We start from the raw sequence: 24,227 nt of genomic DNA, 5'->3' as shown, positions 1-24,227 counted from the left end.
GGCTCCTTCAGGCGACACAGCGCAACAGCAACGCGGGATCGCGCGCAGGATCGAGACGCAGGCGGATGCCTCCCCATTCGAGCGCGTGGCGCTCGCCGGTGACAAGGTCTTCCAGTTCCGTGACGGGGCGGCGGACATCGCCGCGGCCGACCATGACGTCGTCGAGCGGAAGCCAGACCTCGCGCGGCTCGCCTGACAATGCAATCGCGGCCGCGATCACATTGGTCTGATCGGCCGCCTCCTTGACGAAGCCGATCACGCCGCCGTCATCGACATTGATAAAGCGCAAATTGGCGAATTGTTGCAGGGCCGGATTGCCGCGCCTGATGCGATTGAGGGCCGCGATGTAGGGCTTGATGTTCCCCGGCTCGTCCCAGTCGCGAACCTTGATCTCGTACTTCTCGGAGTTGAGGTATTCCTCGCGGCCGGGCACCGGCGTGTGTTCGCGCAATTCGAAGCCGCTATAGATGCCGTAGCTGCTTGAGAGCGTCGCGGCCAGCGCGAGACGCGACTTGAACATCCAGGATTCGCCGCTTTGCAGGTGGAAGGGCAGGATGTCGGGTGTGTTGGCGAAGAAATTCGGCCGAAAGAAGTCACGCTCGGGATAGGAGATCAGCTCGCCGAGATACTGTTCGAGCTCGACGCGCTGCGTACGCCAAATGAAATAGCTGTAGGACTGCGAGAAGCCGAGCTTGGCGAGGCCTTTCATCAGCTTCGGCCGCGCGAAGGCTTCCGAGAGGAACAGCACATCGGCGTCGCGGTCCTGCACCTCGCGGATCAGCCATTCCCAGAATGCCAGCGGCTTGGTGTGCGGATTGTCGACCCGGAAGATTTTTACGCCCTGCTCGACCCAGAACAGCACGACGTCGCGCAATGCGCGCCACAGCGCGGCGGCATCCTCGGATCCGAAATCCGGATTGACGACATCGTCCCAGCGCTGCGGCGGATGCTCGGCCGTGCGCATCGATCCGTCCGGGCGCCGCTTGAACCATTCCGGATGCGCGGTCAGCCAGGGATGATCGGGCGAGCACTGCACGGCGAAATCGAGTGCGACCTCAAGGCCGTGCGCCTGGCATGCCGCCACGAATCCGCGGAAGTCGTCGAGCGTGCCGAGCGCCGGATGCACGGCGTCGTGGCCGCCATCGCGCGAGCCGATCGCATAGGGGCTGCCGGGATCGCCCGCCTGCGCAATCGCGGCATTGTTGCGGCCCTTGCGGTGCGTCTGCCCGATCGGATGGATCGGCGCCAGCAGCAGGACATCGAAGCCCATCGCGGCGATGTCGGGCAGCCGCGCGATGCAATCGTGGAAGGTTGCATGCGCGCCGGGCGTCTTGCCTGATATCTTGCCCTGGCTGCGCGGAAACATCTGGTACCACGCGCCATCGCGGGCCCGCGGCCGGTCGGCGGTCAGGGGATAGAGCTGCGATCGCACCAGGTCGCGGCGAAACTGGCTGCCGGCCATCGCCTCCCGCAATTCCGGCGCGAGCAGCGCGCCCGGCTCGCCGGTCTGCAGGTAGATTTCGCACTGCCTGATGATGATTGCAGCCGCGGCCGGACCGCCGGCCTGCGCCTGGGTCAGCATGCCGGCGCCCTCGATCGCGTCCAGCGTGTGGTCGCCGCTGTCGCGCTGCTTCTGCTCGAAGCGCTGCCGCCAGCTGGCGAATTCGTCGGTCCAGGCCTCGATCGCGAAACTGTAGCGGCCGGGCCGGTCCGGCACGAAGGCGCCGCCCCAGCGGTCGTCGCTGTGCGGCGTCATCGGCGCGACCTGCCATTCGTCGTCGCCTTCGCGCCGCCACACCAATGCCGCTGATATCACGTCATGTCCGTCCCGGTAGATGTCGGCCCACACCTCGACAGGTTCACCTGCAATGCGCTTGACAGGGAAGCGGCCGCCATCGACCGACGGATAGACATCGGTGATATGAAAAGTGCCATGGGCACTCTCGACAGGCCGGAGGGTTTTGTTCACGGTGATGCCGCCATTGAAAATGCAAATGACGTCCCGGCGCCGGCAAGGAGGCGCGCCAGACCCATATAGAAAGCCGCTCGCCGGGCAATGGTTCCCGGTGGGAACGCCGGATAAGGTAGAGCGTTGAACATCAACTATCCCTTTCCCGTATCTGTACAATTTAGCAACGATCCCAATACCGTTGCGAGCAGGCAGCGTGCCGAATGGACCTTTACGCCAAAGCCCAGACCCTGGGAATTCAGACCGAGTATATTGATGGCAGCGGTCACCGTCGTGTGACAACCCCGGAGGCGCTGACGGCGATCCTTGCCGCGTTGCCGCCCCAGACGCCGCGTCGGATCGTCACTGACCCCGTGGTGGTCAGGTCCGGTCATGGCGGGCAAACGGCGCTCGCGGAGGCGGCCCGGCTTCCGGTGCGATGGAAGGTCACGAACGGCGGCGGCGTGCTTGCGCAAGGCGAGGCGCATGAACGGAGCGTGACGTGGCCGTCGGGCCTGCCCGAAGGCGTGCACCGGTTGCAACTGTCGGACGCATCGGGCGGCGAGGAGCTGCCGCTCCTGGTGGCGCCGCAAGGGGCGTTCGGCGGCGAGTTCGATCGCTGCTGGGTGATCGCGGTCCAGCTCTACGGGGTGCGGTCGGCGCGCAACTGGGGGATCGGCGATTTCACCGATCTGCAGGGACTGCTCGAATTCGCCCATCGTCTCGGCGCCGACGGCATCGGGCTCAATCCGCTGCATGCGCTGTTCGACGACCGGCCGGGCGATTGCAGCCCATACTCGCCGAACAGCCGGCTGTTCCTCAATGCGCTCTATATCGACGTCGAGAAGATTCCCGAATATCGCGTCGATGCGGAGACGGAGGCCGCGCTGGCACAGCTCCGCAGCCGCGACATGGTCGACTATGTCGGCGCCGCGGCGCGGAAATGGCCGGCACTGCGCGCGGCCTTCGCCGCCTTCAAGGCCAATCCCGGCATCGGCCGTTGGCAGGATTTCGAGGCCTACCGCAAGGAGCAGGGCGCGCTGCTGTCGCGTTTCGCCTGCTTCGAGACGATGCGGCACAAATTCAACACGCCGTGGTGGGAATGGCCGGACGAATGGCGGCAACCCGACGATACGGCCTGCGCGAAACTGCATCGGGCGCGCGACACCGCCGCCGAGGTCGAGTTCGTCGAATTCGTGCAATGGACCGCGGACCGTCAGCTCGGCGCCTGTCAGGCGTTCGCGCATCAGCTCGGCATGCGGGTCGGCCTCTATCTCGATGTCGCCGTCGGCGTGCAGTCGGATGGCTTCGACGCCTGGAATGAGCAGACCGCGATCTCGCGCCATCTCGGCGTCGGCGCGCCGCCGGACCCGCTCAACACCGCGGGCCAGGACTGGGGACTGGCCGGCTTCAACGCCGCGGGCCTCGAGCAGCGCTCGTTCGAGCCGTTCAGGCAGATGCTGCGTACCTCGATGCGCCATGCCGGCGCGATCAGGCTCGATCACGCCTTCGGGCTGAAGCGGCTTTATCTCGTGCCGCGCGGCTTCGGCCCGGCCAATGGCGCCTACGTGCTGATGCCGTTCGAGGCGCTGCTGGCGGCGACCGCGCAGGAGAGCACGGCCAACCGCTGCGTCGTGATCGGCGAGGACCTCGGCACCGTGCCCCCGGGGTTCCGCGAGCAGATGAACGGCTGGGGCATCTGGTCCTATCTCGTGATGATGTTCGAGACCGACGACCAGGGCGTCTTCCGCAATGCCGACTACTATCTGCCGAACGCGCTGGTCACCTTCAACACCCACGACCTCTCGACCTATGCCGGCTGGCGCTCGTTCAGCGACCTCAAGACCAAGCGCGCGCTCGGGATCGATCCCGGTGAGACCGATCAGGGACGCTGGGATGCGCTCGGCCATCTCGACGACGTGCTGCGCCGGCACGATATCCACCACAATGATTTCTATTCGGTGGTGAGCTTCATGGCGCGCACGCGGTCGCGGATGATGGCGGTTTCGATGGAGGATCTGCTCGGTATCGTCGATCAGCCGAACATCCCCGGCACCGTCTACGAGCATCCGAACTGGAAACGGCGGCTTCCGGTCTCGATCGAGCATCTCGCGTCGGCGATCGACATCGACGCGCTCAAGCAAGCGACCCGCGAGCGATCGCACGCAGGGTAACGGGGGGCACGGCGCGTGGCTTCTCGGATCGAAGACTATGGACTGATCGGCGATTGCGAGACCGCGGCGCTGGTCGGCCGTGACGGCTCGATCGACTGGCTGTGCTGGCCCGCGTTCGATTCCGACGCCTGCTTCGCGGCGCTGCTCGGTACGTCGAGGAACGGCCGCTGGCTGCTGTCGCCCGCCGGGACGATCAGGCAGACCTCGCGCCGCTATTGGGACGATACCCTGATCCTGGAGACGCGGTTCGAGACGGACAGCGGCGTGGTCGCGCTGATCGACTTCATGCCGCCGCGCGGCAATGCCTCCGACGTGGTCCGCCTGGTTCGCGGCATCAGCGGCCGCGTCAGGATGCGCATGGAGCTGGTGATCCGCTTCGGCCTCGGGGGCGATGTGCCCTGGGTGAAGAAGAACCCGGACGGCGAGGGGCTGCTGGCGATCAGCGGGCAGGACATGACCGTGCTGCGCACACCGGTCGAGACCCGCGGTCAGGATCTCACCACGCTCGCCGATTTCGAGGTCGGCGAGGGCGAGACCGTGCCGTTCGTGCTGACCTACGGCGCATCCTTTCAGCCGGTGCCCGAGCCGATCGATCCCGAGGCCGCGCTCAGGGATACCGAGGACTACTGGACGGAATGGTGTAGCCGCTCGACCTATGACGGCAGCATTCAACGTGACCTCGTGATGCGCTCGTTGATCACGCTGAAGGCGCTGACCTTCAGGCCGACCGGCGGCATCGTCGCCGCACCGACCACGTCATTGCCGGAAAAGCTCGGCGGCGCGCGCAACTGGGACTACCGCTTCTGCTGGCTGCGCGACGCCACCTTCACGCTGCTGGCCCTGATGAACTCGGGCTATACCGAGGAGGCGGCGGCCTGGCACAACTGGCTGCTGCGGGCCGCGGCCGGCGCTCCCGCCAACATGCAGATCATGTACGGCATCCTGGGCCAGCGCCGGCTGCTGGAATGGGAGGCCGGATGGCTGTCCGGCTATGAAGGGGCGCAGCCGGTGCGCATCGGCAACGCCGCACATGCGCAGCTTCAGCTCGACGTCTACGGCGAATTGATCGACGCCTTCCATCAGTCGCGCATGGCCAGGCTGAAGCTCGACGAGGAGAACTGGTCGCTGGAATGCACCGTCGTCGGCCATCTCGCCGATGTCTGGGACCAGCCCGACCACGGCATCTGGGAGCGCCGCGGCGAGCCGCGGCACTATGTGTTCTCCAAGGTGATGTGCTGGGTCGCCTTCGACCGCGCCATCAAGAGCGCCGAGCGGTTCGGCTTCAAGGGGCCGCTGGTCAAATGGCGGGTGCTGCGCGATGCCATCCATCGCGACGTCTGTCGGCGGGGCTTCGACCCCGGCCTCAACAGCTTCGTCGAGAGCTACGGCTCAAAGCTGCTCGACGCCAGCCTGCTGCTGCTGCCGTCGGTCGGCTTCCTGCCGCCGGACGACCCGCGCATCCGCGGCACCATCGAGGCGGTCGAGCGACACATGATGCGCGACGGGTTCGTGCTGCGGCACGATCCGCGCGAGGTGTCCGAAGAGATCAAGCCGATCGAGGGCGCGTTCCTGGCCTGCAGCCTGTGGCTTGCCGATGCCCATGTGCTGGCGGGGGATGTCGACAGGGCGCAGACCATGTTCGACCGCGTGGTGGCGGTCGCCAACGATCTCGGCCTCTTGGCGGAGGAATTCGACTCCGGCGCCGGCCGGCAGACCGGCAACTTCCCGCAGGCCCTGACCCACATCGCGCTGATCAACACCGCGCACAATCTCAGCGCGGCAAGAGCCGACGCCGAGAAGCCGGCGGTGCAGCGTTCGACCTGACGCAAGATGACTTGAGATCGAATCGCTTCAACCATGCACTTGCTTTACCTCTCCCCAATGGGGAGAGGTCGATTTGCGAAGCAAATCGGGTGAGGGGCCGCAGCTCTAACGAGGGACCGCAACCCCTCACCCGGCGCTACGCGCCGACCTCTCCCAAGGGAGAGGTGAACCTCCGCCGCCGATCCAACTCACGGGAGTGCGACCAAAATATCGAAAACAACCCCATGCAAAGGAGTCGGCGGCTGCCGGCGTCCGAGTGGGACGACTTGACACGTCGGGCAACTCAGGGGTACATTTCCAATATTCCGAAATCGTGCATGCGCCCTGCATCGCGCGTCGGCCTAAGTGCGAACTTCGCTCGTCTCGCCCCGCGTGGCTCACGACATGTAAAGCGCTCAAGGCTGATGACCTAACTTCACAATCTTCCGTGGATGACGTTCACTCAGGGCCTTCAACGCAAGCAAACTCTTCCGCTCCTCTTCCCGGTCGTATGTAAGCGCCCACCAATCGATTATGTCCCTTCCTGGCCGGTAGCCGACCTCCGCGTCGGGCACCGCAATGACCGGCTTAGCGGGCAGAAGCCTTGTCCGACAAAGCGCGCTGTCAAAAAAGATTGATGGGCGAAATCGCTTGGAGCCAAGCCAAATACTAGACGATCGGTCTAATTCATGGCACCTCGGAAAAAGCGCGGTGAAAGCAGCTTCGGTTGGGGCTCGGCCGCTACCGAGCGCTGACCGGTTGACGAAGGAATCTTCAACAAACAACGTCCGCCAATACCTTCACGGTTGGGTGGATTCCAGCATGAGAGGTCACGCATGTTTCGCAATATCGCGCTTGGAATGACCATCACTCTCGCAATGGCTCTAACCGCGCCGGTGGCCATGGCGCAGCAAAAGCACCACGTCAGCTATGATACGCCGGCAACTCAGACGGTATACACCCAGCAACACGTCATCGACGTTGGCGACATTCCGGGACATCAAGCTCGGCTCTTCGAAATTCGGCGGACCTATGGTGACGATGCCCCCCTCATCAACGGATCGAGGTTGAAGGAGCAGTGGACACGCGGCATGTCGGACTACATCGACAACAACGGTCCGGCTCTCATCTACAACGTTTGGATACTGGAGAACGGGGAGAAGTTTTTTGTCAGGACATCTCTGGTCGCTCAAAGCAGTGGAGATGGGAAGCTTACGAACATGACATCGGGCGTCATTACCGGCGGCACGGGTAGCCTCGCCAGAATGCGTGGCATCATCAGCAGTCATGGCCCGTCCGAGCCGAAGGCCGGCATCAATGCCAATCAGACGGACATCGACTATTGGATGGAGTGAGAAGGCCTTCGCGATAGGCGATGGGACCGGTGAAAAAGTTGCCGGTCCGTCATGTCCGTTCCATACGGCGTGTCGTGATCAAAAAATGCTCGAAACCAGCCGCCATCTCCTATGGAGAATTCGCATGCCGCACCGTCGAAACGGGCGAATTGTGATGTTCTTGTATTGCTTGTTCAGCCTGATCTCGACGGCGCGGCCAGTGAGCGCAGAAGTTACCCGGATCGAGTTCACGTCGAAGCAGCCTTACGGCACATTTCGCGCCGGCGACTATGTGATCTGGCAGGGCAAGATCCGCGGCGACCTATCGCCGCAAGAGGCCATCCCTGGGATCGACAAGGCGCCGCGCAATGAACGCGGGCGCGTCGACTACGCGGCGAAGATCATTCTCATGATGCCGGCGGCTCCGCGCGGGGAAAACGGCGCGTTGCTGGTGGACGTACCTAACCGCGGGCAAGTCTGGGCCGAGGCGATCTACAACTCGCCACGCGACGTGCGGTTTCTCCCGGGCACGCTGGAGCAGGGCACCGGCTTTCTTCAGGACCATGGTTTTGCGGTTGCGGAGGTTTTTTGGGAGCTTGGACAGGGTGCGGACCTGCCTTCGTTCACTGACGCCGATGGCAAGACGCGCTTCGTCGAGGGAGTGGGCTTTGCGATCGTCCGCGATGCCGCGGATTTCTTCGCGCATGCAGCTTCTGACAAGGGTGGAACGCCCAACCCGCTCAAGGGAGCGATCAACCGCGTGCTCGCGAGCGGCAGGTCCCAGGATGGACGATTCCTGAAGACCTTTCTCCTGAACGGCTTCAACATGATGGGCGACCGGCGCGTCTTCGACGGAATGCATGTGTTCGTCTCGGCCGCTGGCCTTCTTCCGATCCTGCAGACGGGCCTTGGACCAATGTCGAGCGCCGAGGGGGCTCCCACATTCGACAACCCGGATTTTCCCGGCGTGAATGACGGACCGCTCACGATCGGGGAGATCACGGCCAAGGTCGAGGCGCGCGGCGAGGTGCCTCCGAGGATGATACTCGTGAACTCCACCACGGACTACTATTCGCTACGCGCTTCGCTTGGCCGCACGGGCGCGTCCGGAACCGCGGATCAGCCACTGCCCGCCAATGTGCGGATGTACGATATCGCGGGAGGCCCGCATGTACCCGCCCCCAAGGCACCGGCCTGTACACTGGCGCCGGGCCGCCTCGATTGGTCGCCGCTGTCGCGGGCCCTCCTGCTGCACCTTGATGCCTGGGTAAGCCGCGGCACCGAGCCGCCCGCCAGCGAACTGATGTCGCTTGAAGCCGCGGGCGGCGAGCCACCTGCGCTGCGCGCCCCGACTCGGCTCTCCGCCGCAGTGATACAAGTGCCGAAGCGTGATCAGGACGGCAATGCGCTCGGCGGCGTGCGGCTGCCGGATGTCGCGGTGCCGACCGGCACCAATGGCGCCCAGAACCAGCCGCAGACATTCACCTGCATGCTGATCGGGTCCTTCTCGCCATTCGCAGCGACGAAAGCGGAACGAGAGCGTACCGGTGACGCCCGCCCGTCGATCGAAGAGCGCTATCACGGCCGCGACGATTACGTGAACCGGATCCGGATCGCCGCCCAGGATCTGATGGCGCGTGGGTTTCTGCTGCCGGAAGACGCGGCAGTGATCGTTCAGGAAGCCGCGTCGACTAACCTGTTCGCGCCCGCACCAACGAACGCCGAGCCACGTTGAGTGAGCCAAGCCGGAGCCTGGGTCTGCCACCGAACTCGTGGATGGAGGGAGAGTCTCCGCCACTTGCAGAACGCCGCATCACGGGCAGTTTGCCTCTCCTAGACGATCGGTCTATTACGATCTGCATGAGCAAGACGCTGCCTCGCCGCCGTCGCGGGCGACCTCCTAAGGAACTTGCCGGCACCAGCGCGACCCGTGACGCGCTGGTCCGTGCAGGTGTCGTTATGCTGACGGAGAAGGGCTATTCCGCGACGGGGATCGAGGAAGTCCTGCGGAGCGTCGACGTGCCAAAGGGATCGTTCTACCACTACTTTCCGAGCAAAGAGGCATTCGGAGCGGAGCTGATCGACAGCTACGCCGGCTACTTTTCGCGGAAGCTCGACAGCTTCTTCCTGAACGAGCAGCATCCCCCGCTCGAAAGGCTCAGAGGTTTTACCGACGACGCTACGTCCGCCATGAAACGCTTCCGTTATGCGCGAGGCTGTTTGGTTGGCAATCTTGGGCAGGAGATGAGCGTACTTCCACGATCATTTCGCCAGCAGCTGTTCGATGTGTTCATCGACTGGCAGCAGCGCACTGCCAAGTGCTTGAGAGCTGCCCAGGCTACTGGTGCAATCTCTTCCAACCAAGATTGCGACTGGCTTGCCGAGTTCTTCTGGATCGGTTGGGAGGGCGCGGTTCTTCGCGCCAAACTCGAACGCCGTTCCGAACCGCTTCATTCCTTCTCGAAGGGCTTTTTCAAGCTCCTCGGTGAATGAGTCGTTTTTCGTCTAGATGGCCGAAGGTACAATCCACCACACTGCCATCATTTCAACCGGCTTGATCAGACGCTCGCGCTCGGCCGCGAGAGCCTGCCGAGCGTGTGATCGTCCGCACGCTTCAGCGAAGCTGCAACACCGCGTCCATCGCGCGGGCGAAACCGTCGTGCTCGTTGGTCTCGGTGACATGCGTAGCGCGCGCCTTCACGTCGTCGCTGGCATTGCCCATCGCGAAGGAGACGCCGCTTCGCGCGAACATCGGCAGATCGTTCTGCATGTCCCCGATCGTGGCGACATTCTCGAGCGACACGCCAAGGCGTTTCGCGATGCCTTCGACAAAGGTGCCCTTGTCGTGGCCGGGCGGGGTGACGTCGAGATAGTAGGTCTGCGAACGGACCGCGGTCGCATCATTGCCGACCATCTGCTGCATCTCCGCCTCGCAGCGTTGCAGCAGGGGCGCGTCCGAGCTCGCGCCGACGATCTTGCAGGCCTGGTCGAGATAGGGCGTGAAATCGCTGACGATGGTCGGATCATGCTTGATCGTGTGCTGCTCATGGGCGGTGTATTCGCCGTCCGGATTGCGCGTCAGCCAGCGGTCATTGGTGAACAGCCAGATGTCGACGCCGCGCTCGCGGAGCAGATCGACGCAGCGCTTGGCCACGGCCGCGGGGATCAAATGCTGTTCGATCGGCGTGAACTGCGGATCGACGATCGAGGAGCCGTTGAAGGCGCCGATCGGCAGACTGATCGCGAGCGGCGGGACGAGGAAGCTCATTCCGATCGTCGGGCGGCTGGAAACGATGGTGAAGCCGATGCCGGCCTCATGCAGCCTGCGCACCGCTGCCCGGGCGCCGTCGGTCAAGGTCTTGTCCTTGGTGAGCAGCGTGCCGTCGACATCGGATACGACAAGGGCGATGCGGGGCGCGATACGGGTCATGGGCGGTCCAGTTTCAGTTGACTGACAATGTCTTCGACGATGGTCTCGACCGGACGGTCGATCGCGACCCTGATCGGGCGTTCCTCCGGGGTCGGCCGCTCCAGCGTCTTGAACTGGCTGGCGAGCAGCCCCGGCGGCATGAAATGGCCCTTGCGCGCGGCGAGCCGCGCGGCGATCAGCTCCTGCGTGCCGTCGAGGAAGATGATGCGGATATCGTCGCGGCCATGCACCAGGATGTCGCGATAGGCGCGCTTCAGCGCGGAGCAGGCGATGACGGCGCGCTCGCGGAGGCCGCAGGTGCGGTCGATCTCGGCGGCGATCGCGCGCAGCCAGGGCCGGCGATCCTCGTCGGTCAGCGGCTGGCCCGAATGCATCTTCGCGACATTGCTCGGCGGATGAAAACTGTCGCCGTCCTCGAAGCGCCAGCCGATCCTGATCGCGAGACGGTCGGCGATGGTGCTCTTGCCCGAGCCGGAGACGCCCATCACGACCAGTGCGCAGGGGTTTTGCCCTTCACCCAAGAAAGTCACCCGACAAAATCATCCAGTAAAATCCTCCGGCAGCGCGGCCTGATCGATCAGCCAGACGGTCTCACCCAGCGATCGCGCGCGGTTTGCCGGCAGGTTCTCGCCTGCGAACAGGCGCGTCAAGATCGCGCGCTTGTTTTCGCCTGATACTCCGAACAGCATCTCGCGGCAGGAGGCGAGGACAGGCAGCGTCAAGGAGACTCGCGGCACGAACGGCTCGACATTGGCCTTGGGCACCCCGACCACCCAGCGCTGGGTTTCCTCGACCGCGGGGTAGCCGGGAAACAGCGAGGCGGTGTGGCCGTCGGAGCCGATGCCCATCAGCACCAGGTCGAACAGCGGCCGCTGCGGATCGAGCTGCTCGGCGCCGTAGAACGCCATCAGCTCGTTCTCGTACAGCGCCGCGCTGACGTCGGGATCCCTGAGATCGGCGGTGTCGGTCGCGATCGGGTGAACATTCGCCGCCGGGGCGCAGCGGTCGAGGAAGGCCTGGCGCGCCATGCACATGTTGTGCAGTCTGTCCTTGCGCGGCACCAGGCGCTCGTCGCCGATGAACCAGTCGATGCGGTCCCACGGAATCCGCCCGCGATAGTCCGGCGTCGCCAGCAGTTGGTAGAGCGCCTTCGGGCTGGAGCCGCCGGTGAGGCAGACCGCGATCCGGCCGGGGTTCTCGTCGATCCTCGCGATCACCCGCTCGGCGGCCGTCGTCGCCAGCGCCGCCGGATCGGCGACGGTGATGATCTTGCGCTCGCCGCTCGTGGTCATGTCAGCCCAGCTTTCTCCAGCTGCGGCCGTCGCGCGTCAGCAGCGCGTTGGCGGCCTCCGGGCCTTCGCTGCCGGCCTTGTAGGGTTGCAGGCCGCGGCCGCCGGCATTCTTCCAGGCGTCGAGGAAAGGCTGCACCGCCGTCCATCCGGCCTCGACGCTGTCGGCGCGCTGGAACAGCAGATTGTCGCCGATCATGCAGTCATAGATCAGCGTCTCGTAGCCGGTCGACGGCTCGGCCTTGAAGTAGTCCTTGTAGCGGAACTTCATCTCGACGCCGTCGATGTTGATCGCCGGGCCCGGCACCTTGGTGTTGAATTGCAGCTCGATGCCCTCGGTCGGTTCGGTCGAGATGACGAGGTAATTCTGCGACAGGCGGTCGACCGCGGTGTCGCGGAACATCGCGAACGGCGCCTGCTTGAACTTGATCGCGATCTCGGTACGCTTGGTGGTCAGCGCCTTGCCCGTGCGCAAATAGAACGGCACGCCGGCCCAGCGCCAATTGTCGATGGTCAGCTTCAGCGCGGCATAGGTCTCGGTCGAGCTGTCGGGCCTGACGTCCGGCGTCTTGAGGTAATCCTCGATCTCGGCGTCGCCGATCCGTCCGCCGCGGTACTGGCCGCGCACCGAATTGGACAGCGCCTCCTGCTCGCTCTGGGTCTGGATCGCGCTCAGCACCTCGGCCTTTTCCGAGCGCACCGCATGGGCATCGAACCGCGCCGGCGGCTCCATCGTCACCAGCGACAACAGCTGGAACAGATGGTTCGGCACCATGTCGCGCAGCGCGCCGGTGGCGTCATAGAAACTGCCGCGATGGCCGACGCCGAGCTTCTCGTCGACGGTGATCTGGATATGGTCGATGTGGTTGCGATTCCAGATCGGCTCGAACATGCCGTTGGCAAAGCGCAGCACCAGGATGTTCTGGACGGTTTCCTTGCCGAGATAATGGTCGATCCGGTAGATCTGGTGCTCGTCCATCAGCTTCAGCAGCGCTGAATTCAGCGCCCTGGCCGACGCCAGGTCGGTGCCGAACGGCTTTTCGATGATCAGCCGCCGCCAGGCGCCGTTCTCCTCCAGCATGCCGGTGCGTCCGAGCTGCCGGCTGATCGGCAGGAAGGCGCTCGGCGGGGTCGCGAGATAGAACAGCCGGTTGCCGCCGGTGCCGCGCGCGGTCTCGAGCTTGTCGAGCCGCTCGTTCATGGCGTCGAACGACGCGGGATCGCTCGGATCGGCCTCGATCGAGGTGACGCATTCGAACAGGCGCGTGACGACCGCCTCGTCCATCGGACGGGTCGCGAACTTCCGTAGTCCTTGCAGCAGGCTGTCCTTCATCTGGTCGCTCGACATGCCTTTGCGGGCGATGCCGACGACGCAGAATTTGTCCGGCAGCAGATTGCCGGCGGCAAGATTGTAGAGGGCCGGGATGACCAAACGGTGCGTCAGATCACCGGTGGCGCCGAAGATGATGAAGGAACAAGGGTCGGGTTTCTTCTGCACGTGACCTCTTCAAGATTTTTTCGGCGGCTCCTTGTGGCCGCCGAAACCTGCGCGCATCGCCGAGAGGATCTTCTCTGCGAAGGTATGATCCTTGCGCGAGCGGAAGCGGGTGTAGAGCGCGGCCGTCAGCACCTCGGCCGGCACCGCCTCGTCGACCGCGGCATTGACGGTCCAGCGGCCTTCGCCGGAATCCTCGACAAAGCCGGAATAAGTGTCGAGCGTGTGGTTCTGCGCCAAGGCCGACGCGGTAAGGTCGAGCAGCCAGGACGGGATCACGCTGCCGCGCCGCCAGACTTCCGCGATGTCGGCGATGTCGAGATCGAAGCGATGATCCGGCGGCAGCGCGTCGATATTGGCGTTCTTCAGGATGTCGAAACCTTCGGCATAGGCCTGCATCAGGCCGTATTCGATGCCGTTGTGGATCATCTTGACGAAATGCCCGGCGCCGACGGGACCGGCGTGGATGTAACCCTGCTCGATCCTGACATCGCGGCCCTCGCGGCCCGGGGTGCGCGGGATGTCGCCGATGCCGGGCGCCAGCGCCTTGAAGATCGGGTCGAGCCGGTCGACGACACCCTTGTCGCCGCCGATCATCATGCAGTAGCCGCGCTCGATGCCCCAGATGCCGCCGCTGGTGCCGACGTCGACATAGTGCAGCCCGCGTTCCCTGAGCGACTTGCCGCGGCGGACGTCGTCCTGCCAGAAGGTGTTGCCGCCATCGATGATGACGTCGCCGGGCTGCATCAGCTTCGACAGCGCCTCGATGGTGGCTTCGGTGATCTTGCCGGCCGGCAGCATCACCCAGGCGGTGCGGGGCGGTTCCAGCTTGAGGACGAAATCCTCAAGCGACGAAGCGCCGGTGGCGTTGTCGGCGACGAGCGCCGCGACCGCCTTGGGATCCTTGTCGTAGACCACGGTGGTGTGGCCCTGGGTCATCAGGCGGCGGACGATGTTGCCGCCCATCCGCCCGAGGCCGATCATGCCGAGTTGCATTTTGGCCTCCGTCAGTTCAGTGCGGCCGAGATCGCGGCATCGAGCGCCGCGAGGCCTGAGGTGAGATCGCCCTTGAGATGCACCCGCAGCGCCCGCCGGCCGCGCTCGGTGAGCACGTCGAAATCGCCGCGCGCCTGCGCCGCCTTGATCACGCCGAAGCTCGCCTTCTGGCCGGGCACCGGCAGGTCCCTCGTATCGTCGGTCGTGACCTGGAGGAACACGCCGCTGTCGGGGCCGCCCTTGTAGGCCTGCCCGGTCGAATGCAGGAAGCGCGGGCCGAACTCGGCGCAAGTCGCAAGGTGCTTTGCGTCACGCAGCTTCAGCCGCATCGCCTGCATGGCGTCGATGGTGTCGCCGTCGCGCTCGATATAGGCGAGCAGGGCGACATAGTCGCCGCGGCCGGAACGCGACAGATGCGCCCTGATCCAGGAATTGAGATTGCCATTGGCGCCGGCCTTGCGCAGCTCCTCGGCATTCTGGGTATCGGTGTAGAGATCGACGCCGTCTGCCGACACGACAGGCTCTTCCGTCGGCAGCGACCCGGTCTTCTCGAACGCCGCCGTCAGCTCGCGGGTCTTGATCTTGGCCGCCTCGACGTCGGGCTGGTTGAATGGGTTGATACCGAGGATCGAGCCCGCCACCGCGGTCGCGATCTCGAAACGGAAGAACTCCTGGCCGATATGATCGATCGACTTCATCACGATCCGGACCACGGGGTGGCCGGCGCCTTCGAGCGCCGCGAGTTTCGCCTCATGCGCGGCGTCGTGCTCGCTCTCGGTACGGAGGTCGATGAAGAAGCGGTCGTTGCCGTAGACGGCGGCGTCGCCGATCGTCTCGCCCTCGATCGGGATCAGGCCCTTGCCGTCCTTGCCGGTCGATTCCGCGATCAGCTGCTCGGCCCAGGCGCCGAAATCGGCGACCTCGGGCGAGGCGAAGATAGTCACCTTGTCGCGGCCCTCGAGCCCGGCGATGCCCATCGCCAGCCCGAGCTGGACGCCCGGGTTTTGCTGCGGCGGCACGTCGGCGCCGCAGGAGCGCACCATCGCGAGCGTATGGCCGAGCAGGCTGCGGACGTCGATGCCGGCGGCCGCCGCCGGCACCAGGCCGAACGGCGACAGCACCGAATAGCGGCCGCCGATCGCCGGGTCGCCGTAGAAGATGCGGGCAAAGCCCTGCTTGATCGCGACCTTCTGCAGCGACGAGCCCGGATCGGTCACCGCGATGAAGCGGTGGCCGGCCTTGTCCCTGCCGATCGCCTTGGCCACCCGGTCGAAGAAATAGTCCTTCATCACGTTCGGCTCGGTGGTGCCGCCGGACTTGGAGGAGACGATGAACAGCGTCCTGGAGATGTCGACATACTCCTCCATCGCGCGCACCTGCGCCGGGTCGGTGGAGTCGAGCACGTGCAGCCGCGGGAAGCCGGATTTGTGCGGGAAGGTCTGCGCCAGCACCTCCGGCCCGAGGCTCGATCCGCCCATGCCGAGCACGACGGCGTCGGTGAAGTTCTGGCCCTTCACGCGCTTCGCGAAATCCTCGTAGTCGGCGACGTCGGCGGAGGCGGCGCTGGTCAGCCAGCCCAGCCACTTGTCCTCGTCATCGCCGGTCCAGACCGACTTGTCCTTCTGCCACAGCCTGCGGATCTTGGCCGTGGCGCGCCATTCCTCGGTGCTCTTGCCGACCGCCTTCTCGATCTCGGAGCCGAGCGCGAGCTTCTGGTGGTCGATGCCGCCGCCGAGCGAGGTAGCGCGCTTGTGGGCGACCGCGCCGTACAGCTTGTCGGCCGCGTCGGCGAACAGCTTGACGCCGTCCTTGACCAGCTCCTCGGTGATCGCATCGAGCGAGATGCCGGACTTCTCCAACTCCTCCAGCACGCGGCGGGCGTCCTCGACGTTCTCCTCGAGGCTGTCGCGGACCTTGCCGTGGTCGCGGAAGGCGTCGAGCGTTGCCGGCGGCACGGTGTTGACGGTGTCGGGGCCGATCAGCTCCTCGACATAGAGCACGTCGCTATAGTCCTTGTTCTTGGTGCCGGTCGAGGCCCACAGCAGTCGCTGCGGCTTGGCGCCCTTGGCCGCGAGCTTGTCCCAGCGCGTACCCGAGAACAGCCGCTTGTAATCCTGATAGGCGAGCTTTGCGTTGGCGATCGCGACCTTGCCTTTCAGTGCCGCGAGCCGTTCCTTTTCGTGCGGATCGTTGGCCTTGGCGATCTTCTCGTCGAGCTGCTTGTCGACGGCAGAGTCGATGCGGCTGACGAAGAAGCTCGCCACGCTCGCGACATGGGATGGATCGCCGCCCCTGGCGACGTACTTCTCCAGGCCCTTGAGATAGGCTTCGGCGACCTGGCGATAGACCTCCTGCGAGAACAGCAGCGTGATGTTGATGCTGATGCCTTCGCCGATCAGATGCTCGATCGCAGGCAGGCCCTCCGGCGTCGCCGGCACCTTGACCATCAGGTTCTTGCGGTGGACGTCCTTCCAGAGCCGCTGGGCCTCCGCGATCGTGCCCTTGGTGTCCATGGCGAGATAGGGCGACACTTCGAGGCTGACGAAGCCGTCGCCGCCATGGCTCTGGTCGTAGACCGGGCGCAGCACGTCGGCCGCGTGCTGGATGTCCTCGATCGCGAGATGCTCGAACAGGTCGGCGACCGAGCGGTCGCCCTTCCGGAGGGCCTGGCCGATCGCGCCGTCATACTCGTCCGAACTGCCGATCGCCTTCTCGAAGATCGAGGGGTTGGACGTCACGCCTTTGACGCCGTCGGTCTCGATCAGCCGCTTCAGGTCACCCTTGGCGACGAAGCCGCGGGCGAGGAAGTCCAGCCAGACGGCCTGGCGGTGATTTTCGAGTGCTTTGACGGGGTTCATGGGTGCCTGTTCTCGTTCGATCGAGGGTCGACTTTTGGGTTCCCGGGCAGCTTTCGGGGGCGGGGACGGATTGTCAACATGGGTGGGCCCGGGCGGAATATCAGCATTCCCAAGGGATAACGCCATTCACAACCGTTCGATCCCCCTGGACGCGGTCCGAGCAGACCCCGAACTCAGCACATTTTTATGACGCGTCTTTATGACGCGTCGCGGTGCGCGAGGCGCGTCAGGGCCGCAGGTAGAGGTAACCTTGGGATTGCAGCTCGGCGAGGCGGACCACGCCGCCGCGCTCGGCGGCGACGAAGCCGGGGAGCAGGTCCTTTAGCCCGATGTTCTGCGATTTCATGGTGTTGCGGCAGGCGGCAAGCTCGATCCCGTCCTTGCTCAACTGCCCGACATGCTTCGACATATCCGGGTTGGCGGCGGCCGCATGAAACGCCTTCAGCGCCTGGCCGTGCACCACCAGCGCGATCGTGACATTGCCGGGGCCGCCGACGCCGTCGAGGTGGTTCTGGATGTTGCCGATCACGAAGTTGACCTTGTCGAGGTCGTCGAGGTGATAGACCACCTTCAGCTTCTGCGGCGGCGCCTCGGTGGCGGCGTTCGCCCGTGACGCCGCGAAGGCGGCGCCGATCGCCGAGAGCGTGCCCCACAGGATGCTGCGTCGATGCATGGCGCGTCCCTTGCGCAATTCTTGTTGTTGACCGGGGGCGAGCCTATCACTTGTGGCGGAGAGCAGCGAGTTCCTTGCGGTCGGTCACAAGTTCGGCGCATTCGCTGGCGTCCACGCGGTCGACGCGAAAGATCTTGTCGTCGGCGCCGGCGAGCAGCGCTTCTTCCGCATCGTCGTCGGGCTTGTTGCGATTCCACACCCTGATGCGGCCGAGGCGTGCGATCGCGGATTTGTCGTCCTTTGACAGCGCCACGGAGATGCCGCCGCCTTCACAATCCACGCCGCATTCGAAACCCATTTCATGTCCGGAATCTATCGCGATCGCATGGTTGCAGAAGCCGCTGGAGTCGAAATTGCCGGAGCGATGGCGGTAGGTGACGCCGAGCCGGAACGAGTAGTTGGTGGTCTTGTCCTCCGGCGCGTCTTCGGCCGCGACCAGGAGCTTCATCGCGCGGACCTTCTGCTTCGGATGCTGCGCCAGATGATTTGCATCGTATCGCCGCACGAAGCAGGCATAGGCTTTCGCGCCGGGCGGGCCTGCGAACATCCTGTTGTCGAAGGCCGCGGCCTTCGCCTTGTCGACGCCTTCCTCCGCCTGGACGGTTGACGCCGCGCCGACACAGGCCGCGGCTGCGAGTGCGACAACGAGCAGCGTCTGCTTCATGACCGGCCTCGGGAATAGCCGGCGCCTCCCAGGTGTCATCTTAAGAGCTGTCATCTTCAAAGCGCGGCAATGGTGCCGCGCGGAACTGCGCGGGCTTGCTGCCTTAGTCGCGGCGACAAGGAGGCACGTTCAACGCTGTCTGTCAGTTTGTTCATGCAGCTTGTGAGCTGCGCATCTTGACGCCACGGCTGGACGGTCACACCTTTTCAGGGAAGCCCAACGTTCATCTTCCGGACGGGGAAGTCGCCCCGCTCGGATGTCCGCTTCGGAGGCGTGTTTGGAGGCCTGGGCCCCGGTAAACCACGGATGTGGCGAAGGGGCTACAACCGTCAAAAACAGGCCACCAACGGGGGATATTGATGAACCATTAAGCTTCCTGCCTGTTGATAAGGCAGAGGCTGCACGCGCCGTGCATTGCCGAAGGGAGTCGGTCGAGTGTCCAATGGACCCAGCGTGCCGACGCTGATTCGATCCTAGGACGCTCTTGTTACGACTCGTGTCAGTCGTGCGGCGATACATATCGTGGAGAGAGGGATCATGTACAACGATTCTTTGTTCAACGCCTTCGCAAGGTCGTTTGAAGCGCGAAGCCAGACCGACATGTCGATGGCCGAGTATCTGGAGTCGTGTCGAAGTGATCCGATGCGATATGCCAACGCGGCCGAGCGGTTATTGGCGGCAATCGGTGAGCCCCAGATGATCGACACGGCCAAGGACCCACGCCTTGGCCGTATCTTTTTGAACCGTACGATAAGGTCGTATCCGGCCTTCGCCGGCTTCCACGGCATGGAAGATACGATCGAGCGCATCGTCGGCTTCTTCCGTCACGCCGCGCAGGGTCTCGAGGAGCGCAAGCAGATCCTCTATCTGCTTGGGCCGGTCGGCGGCGGCAAGTCATCGCTCGCCGAGCGCATCAAGTCGCTGATGGAAATCCACCCCATCTACGTGCTGAAGGCCGGCGATGAGCTCTCGCCCGTGTTCGAGAGCCCGCTCGGCTTGTTCGATCCGGAAACGCTCGGACCGATCATCGAGGAGAAGTACGGCATTCCGCGGCGTCGCTTGAGCGGGCTGATGTCTCCATGGGCCTACAAGCGGCTTGAGGCCTTCGGCGGCGACATCTCGCAATTCCGCGTTGCGCGCATCCAGCCCTCGCGGCTGCGCCAGATCGCGGTTGCCAAGACCGAGCCCGGTGACGAGAACAACCAGGACATCTCCTCGCTGGTCGGCAAGGTCGACATCCGCAAGCTCGAGACCTACGCGCAGAACGATCCCGACGCCTACAGCTACTCCGGCGGCCTCAATCGCGCCAACCAGGGCGTGCTCGAGTTCGTCGAGATGTTCAAGGCGCCGATCAAGATGCTGCATCCGCTGCTGACGGCGACGCAGGAAGGCAACTATATCGGCACCGAGAACATCGGCGCGATCCCGTTCACCGGCATCATCCTGGCGCACTCCAACGAAGCCGAATGGCAGAGCTTCAAGACCAACAAGAACAACGAGGCCTTCATCGACCGCATCTGCGTCATCAAGGTCCCCTACGTCCTGCGGGTGACCGAGGAGCAGAAGATCTACGAGAAGCTGATCGAGAGTTCCGAGCTGGCCACCGCGCCGTGCGCGCCGGCCACGCTGGAAACGCTGGCCCGCTTCTCGGTGATGTCGCGGCTGCGCAAGCACGAGAACTCGACGCTGTTCGGCAAGATGCGGGTCTATGACGGCGAGAGCCTCAAGGAGTCCGATCCGAAGGCGCGCAGCGTGCAGGAGTACAAGGACGCGGCCGGCGTCGACGAAGGCATGGACGGCGTCTCCACCCGCTTTGCCTTCAAGGTGCTGGCCTCGACCTTCAACCACGACACCACGGAGGTCGGCGCCGACGCGGTGCATCTGATGTACGTGCTGGAGCAGGCCATCCGCCGCGAGCAACTACCCGACGAGACCGAGAAGCGGTATCTCGAGTTCATCAAGGCCGACCTTGCGCCGCGCTATGCCGAGTTCATCGGCAACGAGATCCAGAAGGCCTATCTGGAATCCTATGCCGACTACGGCCAGAACCTGTTCGACCGCTACGTCGACTATGCCGACGCCTGGATCGAGGATCAGGACTTCAAGGATCCCGACACCGGCCAGCTGATGAACCGCGAGCTCTTGAATCAAGAGCTGACCAAGATCGAGAAGCCGGCCGGCATCGCCAACCCGAAGGACTTCCGCAACGAGGTCGTCAAGTTCTCGCTGCGCTCGCGGGCGCACAATGGCGGGAAAAACCCGAGCTGGACCTCCTACGAAAAGGTTCGCGACGTGATCGAGAAGCGGATATTCTCGCAGGTCGAGGATCTGCTTCCGGTCATCTCGTTCGGCTCCAAGAAGGACGGCGAGACCGAGAAGAAGCACGGCGAGTTCGTCGAGCGGATGGTGGAGCGCGGCTATACCGAGCGCCAGGTCCGTCGCCTCGTCGAGTGGTACATGCGGGTGAAGCAGGCCGGCTAGTGCACGATCCGGAAAGCCGGTATCGGCTTTCCGTTTCGTCCCGTCCCGTCTCGTCCAAGAAAAATGCGATGCGACTGGTGATGATCGCATCCGGCGTGAGGCAGATGCAACGTGGTCATGCACATCGTCGATCGGCGGCTGAATCCGGGTAGCAAGAGCCTGGAGAACCGCCAGCGCTTCCTGCGGCGCGCCAAGGCGCTGGTTCAGGGGGCCGTCAAGAAGTCGTCGCAGGACCGGGACATCAAGGATGTCCTGGAGGGCGGCGAGGTGACAATCCCGCTGGACGGCATGGATGAGCCGCGGTTCCGGCGCGAGGGCGGCACGCGCGACATGGTGCTGCCCGGCAACAAGAAGTTCGTCGAGGGCGACTGGCTGCAGCGGCCGAACCAGAGCGGCGGCAAGGGCTCCGGCGCGGGCGAAGGCGACAGCGAGGATGCGTTTCGCTTCGTGCTCAGCCGCGAGGAGTTCGTCGACCTCTTCCTCGACGATCTCGAATTGCCCGATCTTGCCAAGCGCAAGCTCGCGGAAACCGAGAGCGAAGGCCTCCAGCGCGCCGGCTATGCGACCTCGGGCTCGCCAGCCAACATCTCGATCAGCCGCACGGTGAGCCGGGCGCTGGCGCGACGCGTTGCGCTACGCCGGCCGCGCAAGGACGACATCGAGGCGCTCGAGGCGGAGCTTGCGGAGTGCGAAGACGATACGCGCCGCCGCGAGCTGCTGGCACTGCTCGAAGCGCTGAAGGCCAAGGCCAAGCGGATTCCGTTCATCGATCCGATCGACATCCGCTACCGCCGCTTCGAGACGGTGCCGAAGCCGGTGGCGCAGGCCGTGATGTTCTGTCTGATGGACGTCTCGGGTTCGATGTCCGAGCACATGAAGGATCTGGCCAAGCGGTTCTACATGCTGCTCTACGTCTTCCTGAAGCGGCGCTACAAGCACGTCGAGATCGTGTTCATCCGGCATACCGACCGCGCCGAGGAGGTGGACGAGGATACGTTCTTCCACGGACCCGCCTCCGGCGGCACGCTGGTGTCGAGCGCGCTGGTTGCGATGAACGACATCGTCCGCACCCGCTTCCGCCCGGCGGACTGGAATATCTATGCCGCCCAGGCTTCGGACGGCGACAACATGACCTCCGACAGCGCGCTGACCGGTCATCTCCTGACCGAAAAGATCCTGCCGGTCTGCCAGTTCTTCGCCTATCTCGAGGTCGGCGAGGCCGCCAACTACACCTTCGACATGCCGGACTCCTCGCTCTGGACGCTCTATGAGCGCCTGCGCAACGAGGGCGCGCCGCTGTCGATGCGCAAGGTGAGCGAGCGCGGCGAGATCTTCCCGGTGTTCCAGGACCTGTTCAAGCGCCGCAGCAAGCAGGAGAGGGTGTAGCGTGATGGGTTCTTCCGACGACCGGCTGTTCGAGGGCGCCGACTGGGATTTCCAGATCTTGCAGCGGATTCACGACGCCTGCGAGAAAATCGCGCGCACCGAGCTCGGGCTCGACGTCTATCCCAACCAGATCGAGGTGATCACCGCCGAGCAGATGCTCGACGCCTATTCCTCGGTCGGCATGCCGCTGTTCTACAAGCACTGGTCGTTCGGCAAGCAGTTCGCCTTCCAGGAAGCGTCCTATCGCAAGGGTCTGATGGGCCTCGCCTATGAGATCGTGATCAATTCCTCGCCGTGCATCTCCTATCTGATGGAGGAGAACACGGCGACGATGCAGACGCTGGTGATCGCGCACGCGGCGTTCGGGCACAATCACTTCTTCAAGAACAATTATCTGTTCAAGCAGTGGACCGATGCCGACGGCATCCTCGACTATCTCGAATTCGCCAAAGGCTACATTGCGGTTTGCGAGGACCGTCATGGCCGCGAGACGGTGGAGCGCACGCTCGATGCCGCGCACGCCCTGATGTCGCACGGCGTCGACCGCTATCCCGGAAAGAAGACGCTCGACCTGCGCGCCGAGGAGAAGCGGGCCGGCGAGCGCCGTCAGCACGAGGAAGCCGTGTTCAACGATCTGTGGCGAACGGTGCCGAACACCAAGGCCAAGAGCAAGGCCACGCTCTCCGCCGAGCGCCGCCGCGCGCTGCTCGGTCTGCCGCAGGAGAACATCCTCTACTTCCTCGAGAAGACCGCGCCGCGGCTTGCGCCCTGGCAGCGCGAGCTCATTCGCATCGTGCGCCACATCGCGCAGTACTTCTACCCGCAGGGCCAGACCAAGGTGATGAACGAGGGCACCGCGACCTACGTGCATTACCGGATCATGAGCCGGCTGCATCAGCAGGGCCGGATCACCGACGGCAATTTCCTCGAATTCCTGCAGTCGCACACCAATGTGGTGTTCCAGCCCGAGTTCGACGACCGCCGTTATTCCGGCTTCAACCCTTATGCGCTCGGCTTCGCCATGATGCAGGACATCGAGCGGATCGTGAAGTCTCCGGAAGACGAGGATCGCGAGTGGTTCCCCGACATTGCCGGCAAGGGCGACGTCGAGGGCGTGCTGCGCGAGATCTGGAGCAACTACCGCGATGAGAGCTTCATCAACCAGTTCCTCAGCCCGGCGCTGATCCGGCGCTTCCGCATGTTCCATCTGCACGATGATCCCGCCGAAAGCCAGGGGATCAAGGTCGATGCGATCCATGACGAGCGCGGGTACCGGCGGGTGCGGCGCGAGCTGGCGCGGCAATACGACGTCGGCTTCGTCGATGCCAATATCGAGGTCATCGACGTCGATCTCGACGGCGATCGCCGCCTGATGCTGCGTCACACCACCGTGAAGGGCGCACAGCTCAACGAGACCGACGCGCGGCGCGTGCTGCAGCATCTCGCCGACCTGTGGTCCTATGACGTCGCGCTGACCGAAGTCGACGGCACCGACAAGGTGCTGAAGGAATACGTCGTCAGCCCGCGCGCGGCTGCGGTCGCAGCTTGAGCATCACGTGATCGAGAACATCTGCGCGCGGCAACCGCCGCGCGGAATGAGTGTCTCGCTTGGTGAACCTTCATTTCTATCGAAGGCTCACATCATGAACATCACGGCAACATTCCGGATTTGAAAGCGCATCATGTTCCCTGCGCG

Annotated in this window: 17 protein-coding genes; 8 read left to right on the top strand and 9 right to left on the bottom strand. The window is 64.3% G+C overall.

Going from position 1 to position 24,227, the window contains the following annotated elements; genetic code table 11:
- Window positions 1-7: 7 nt before the first annotated feature.
- Complete coding sequence (locus ACVILL_RS02975; protein ID WP_456727776.1) at window positions 8-1,969, bottom strand: alpha-1,4-glucan--maltose-1-phosphate maltosyltransferase; 1,962 nt, start codon at window positions 1,967-1,969, stop codon at window positions 8-10.
- Between the two features lie 203 nt (window positions 1,970-2,172).
- On the opposite strand from ACVILL_RS02975, the gene malQ reads away from it, so the two are divergent.
- From malQ to acuR, 5 genes are all read left to right on the top strand, one after another.
- Window positions 2,173-4,122 (top strand): 4-alpha-glucanotransferase, encoded by a 1,950-nt coding sequence (gene malQ / locus ACVILL_RS02970; RefSeq protein ID WP_456727775.1) that lies wholly within the window; start codon window positions 2,173-2,175, stop codon window positions 4,120-4,122.
- Between the two features lie 15 nt (window positions 4,123-4,137).
- The gene (locus ACVILL_RS02965; RefSeq protein WP_456727774.1) at window positions 4,138-5,946 is read left to right on the top strand and encodes a glycoside hydrolase family 15 protein; all 1,809 of its coding nucleotides are present in this window, start codon (window positions 4,138-4,140) and stop codon (window positions 5,944-5,946) included.
- Between the two features lie 815 nt (window positions 5,947-6,761).
- On the top strand, window positions 6,762-7,280 hold the full coding sequence (locus ACVILL_RS02960) for a hypothetical protein (RefSeq protein ID WP_456727773.1): 519 nt from the start codon (window positions 6,762-6,764) through the stop codon (window positions 7,278-7,280).
- Between the two features lie 124 nt (window positions 7,281-7,404).
- Window positions 7,405-8,994, top strand: coding sequence for an alpha/beta hydrolase domain-containing protein (locus tag ACVILL_RS02955; protein ID WP_456727772.1), 1,590 nt, complete (start codon window positions 7,405-7,407; stop codon window positions 8,992-8,994).
- Window positions 8,995-9,119: 125 nt separating this feature from the next.
- Window positions 9,120-9,752, top strand: a complete 633-nt coding sequence (gene acuR / locus ACVILL_RS02950) for an acrylate utilization transcriptional regulator AcuR (RefSeq protein WP_456727771.1) — start codon at window positions 9,120-9,122, stop codon at window positions 9,750-9,752.
- Window positions 9,753-9,873: 121 nt separating this feature from the next.
- Here acuR and ACVILL_RS02945 read toward each other — a convergent pair whose 3' ends face one another.
- From ACVILL_RS02945 to ACVILL_RS02910, 8 genes are all read right to left on the bottom strand, one after another.
- Window positions 9,874-10,689: an HAD family hydrolase gene (locus tag ACVILL_RS02945; protein WP_456727770.1), complete on the bottom strand. Its 816-nt coding sequence runs from the start codon at window positions 10,687-10,689 to the stop codon at window positions 9,874-9,876.
- Window positions 10,686-11,174 carry a gluconokinase gene (locus ACVILL_RS02940; protein ID WP_456734154.1) on the bottom strand — a complete coding sequence of 163 codons (489 nt, stop codon included), beginning with the start codon at window positions 11,172-11,174 and terminating at the stop codon, window positions 10,686-10,688. The genes ACVILL_RS02945 and ACVILL_RS02940 overlap by 4 nt, the downstream gene beginning before the upstream one ends.
- A 54-nt stretch (window positions 11,175-11,228) precedes the next feature.
- Window positions 11,229-11,981 carry a 6-phosphogluconolactonase gene (gene pgl, locus ACVILL_RS02935; RefSeq protein WP_456727769.1) on the bottom strand — a complete coding sequence of 251 codons (753 nt, stop codon included), beginning with the start codon at window positions 11,979-11,981 and terminating at the stop codon, window positions 11,229-11,231.
- Between the two features lies 1 nt (window position 11,982).
- On the bottom strand, window positions 11,983-13,476 hold the full coding sequence (gene zwf / locus ACVILL_RS02930) for a glucose-6-phosphate dehydrogenase (protein ID WP_456727768.1): 1,494 nt from the start codon (window positions 13,474-13,476) through the stop codon (window positions 11,983-11,985).
- A gap of 9 nt (window positions 13,477-13,485) precedes the next feature.
- On the bottom strand, window positions 13,486-14,469 hold the full coding sequence (gnd, locus tag ACVILL_RS02925) for a phosphogluconate dehydrogenase (NAD(+)-dependent, decarboxylating) (protein WP_456727767.1): 984 nt from the start codon (window positions 14,467-14,469) through the stop codon (window positions 13,486-13,488).
- A gap of 11 nt (window positions 14,470-14,480) precedes the next feature.
- Entirely contained in the window at window positions 14,481-17,327 is a 2,847-nt protein-coding gene (locus tag ACVILL_RS02920) for a bifunctional transaldolase/phosoglucose isomerase (protein WP_456727766.1), read from the bottom strand.
- Window positions 17,328-17,553: 226 nt separating this feature from the next.
- Window positions 17,554-18,000 carry a DsrE family protein gene (locus ACVILL_RS02915; RefSeq protein ID WP_456727765.1) on the bottom strand — a complete coding sequence of 149 codons (447 nt, stop codon included), beginning with the start codon at window positions 17,998-18,000 and terminating at the stop codon, window positions 17,554-17,556.
- Window positions 18,001-18,046: 46 nt separating this feature from the next.
- On the bottom strand, window positions 18,047-18,664 hold the full coding sequence (locus tag ACVILL_RS02910) for a hypothetical protein (protein WP_456727764.1): 618 nt from the start codon (window positions 18,662-18,664) through the stop codon (window positions 18,047-18,049).
- Between the two features lie 537 nt (window positions 18,665-19,201).
- On the opposite strand from ACVILL_RS02910, the gene ACVILL_RS02905 reads away from it, so the two are divergent.
- The 3 genes from ACVILL_RS02905 to ACVILL_RS02895 all read left to right on the top strand — a co-directional run bounded on the left by ACVILL_RS02905 (window position 19,202) and on the right by ACVILL_RS02895 (window position 24,080).
- Window positions 19,202-21,145, top strand: coding sequence for a PrkA family serine protein kinase (locus tag ACVILL_RS02905; RefSeq protein WP_456727763.1), 1,944 nt, complete (start codon window positions 19,202-19,204; stop codon window positions 21,143-21,145).
- A gap of 117 nt (window positions 21,146-21,262) precedes the next feature.
- Window positions 21,263-22,531, top strand: a complete 1,269-nt coding sequence (locus tag ACVILL_RS02900; protein WP_456727762.1) for a YeaH/YhbH family protein — start codon at window positions 21,263-21,265, stop codon at window positions 22,529-22,531.
- Window positions 22,532-22,535: 4 nt separating this feature from the next.
- Complete coding sequence (locus tag ACVILL_RS02895) at window positions 22,536-24,080, top strand: SpoVR family protein (protein ID WP_456734153.1); 1,545 nt, start codon at window positions 22,536-22,538, stop codon at window positions 24,078-24,080.
- Window positions 24,081-24,227: the final 147 nt, after the last annotated feature.

This window comes from Bradyrhizobium sp. USDA 3364 (genome assembly GCF_054056355.1).
The sequence above is the reverse complement of the archived record's forward strand: the minus strand, read 5'-3'. Positions and strand labels throughout refer to the sequence as shown.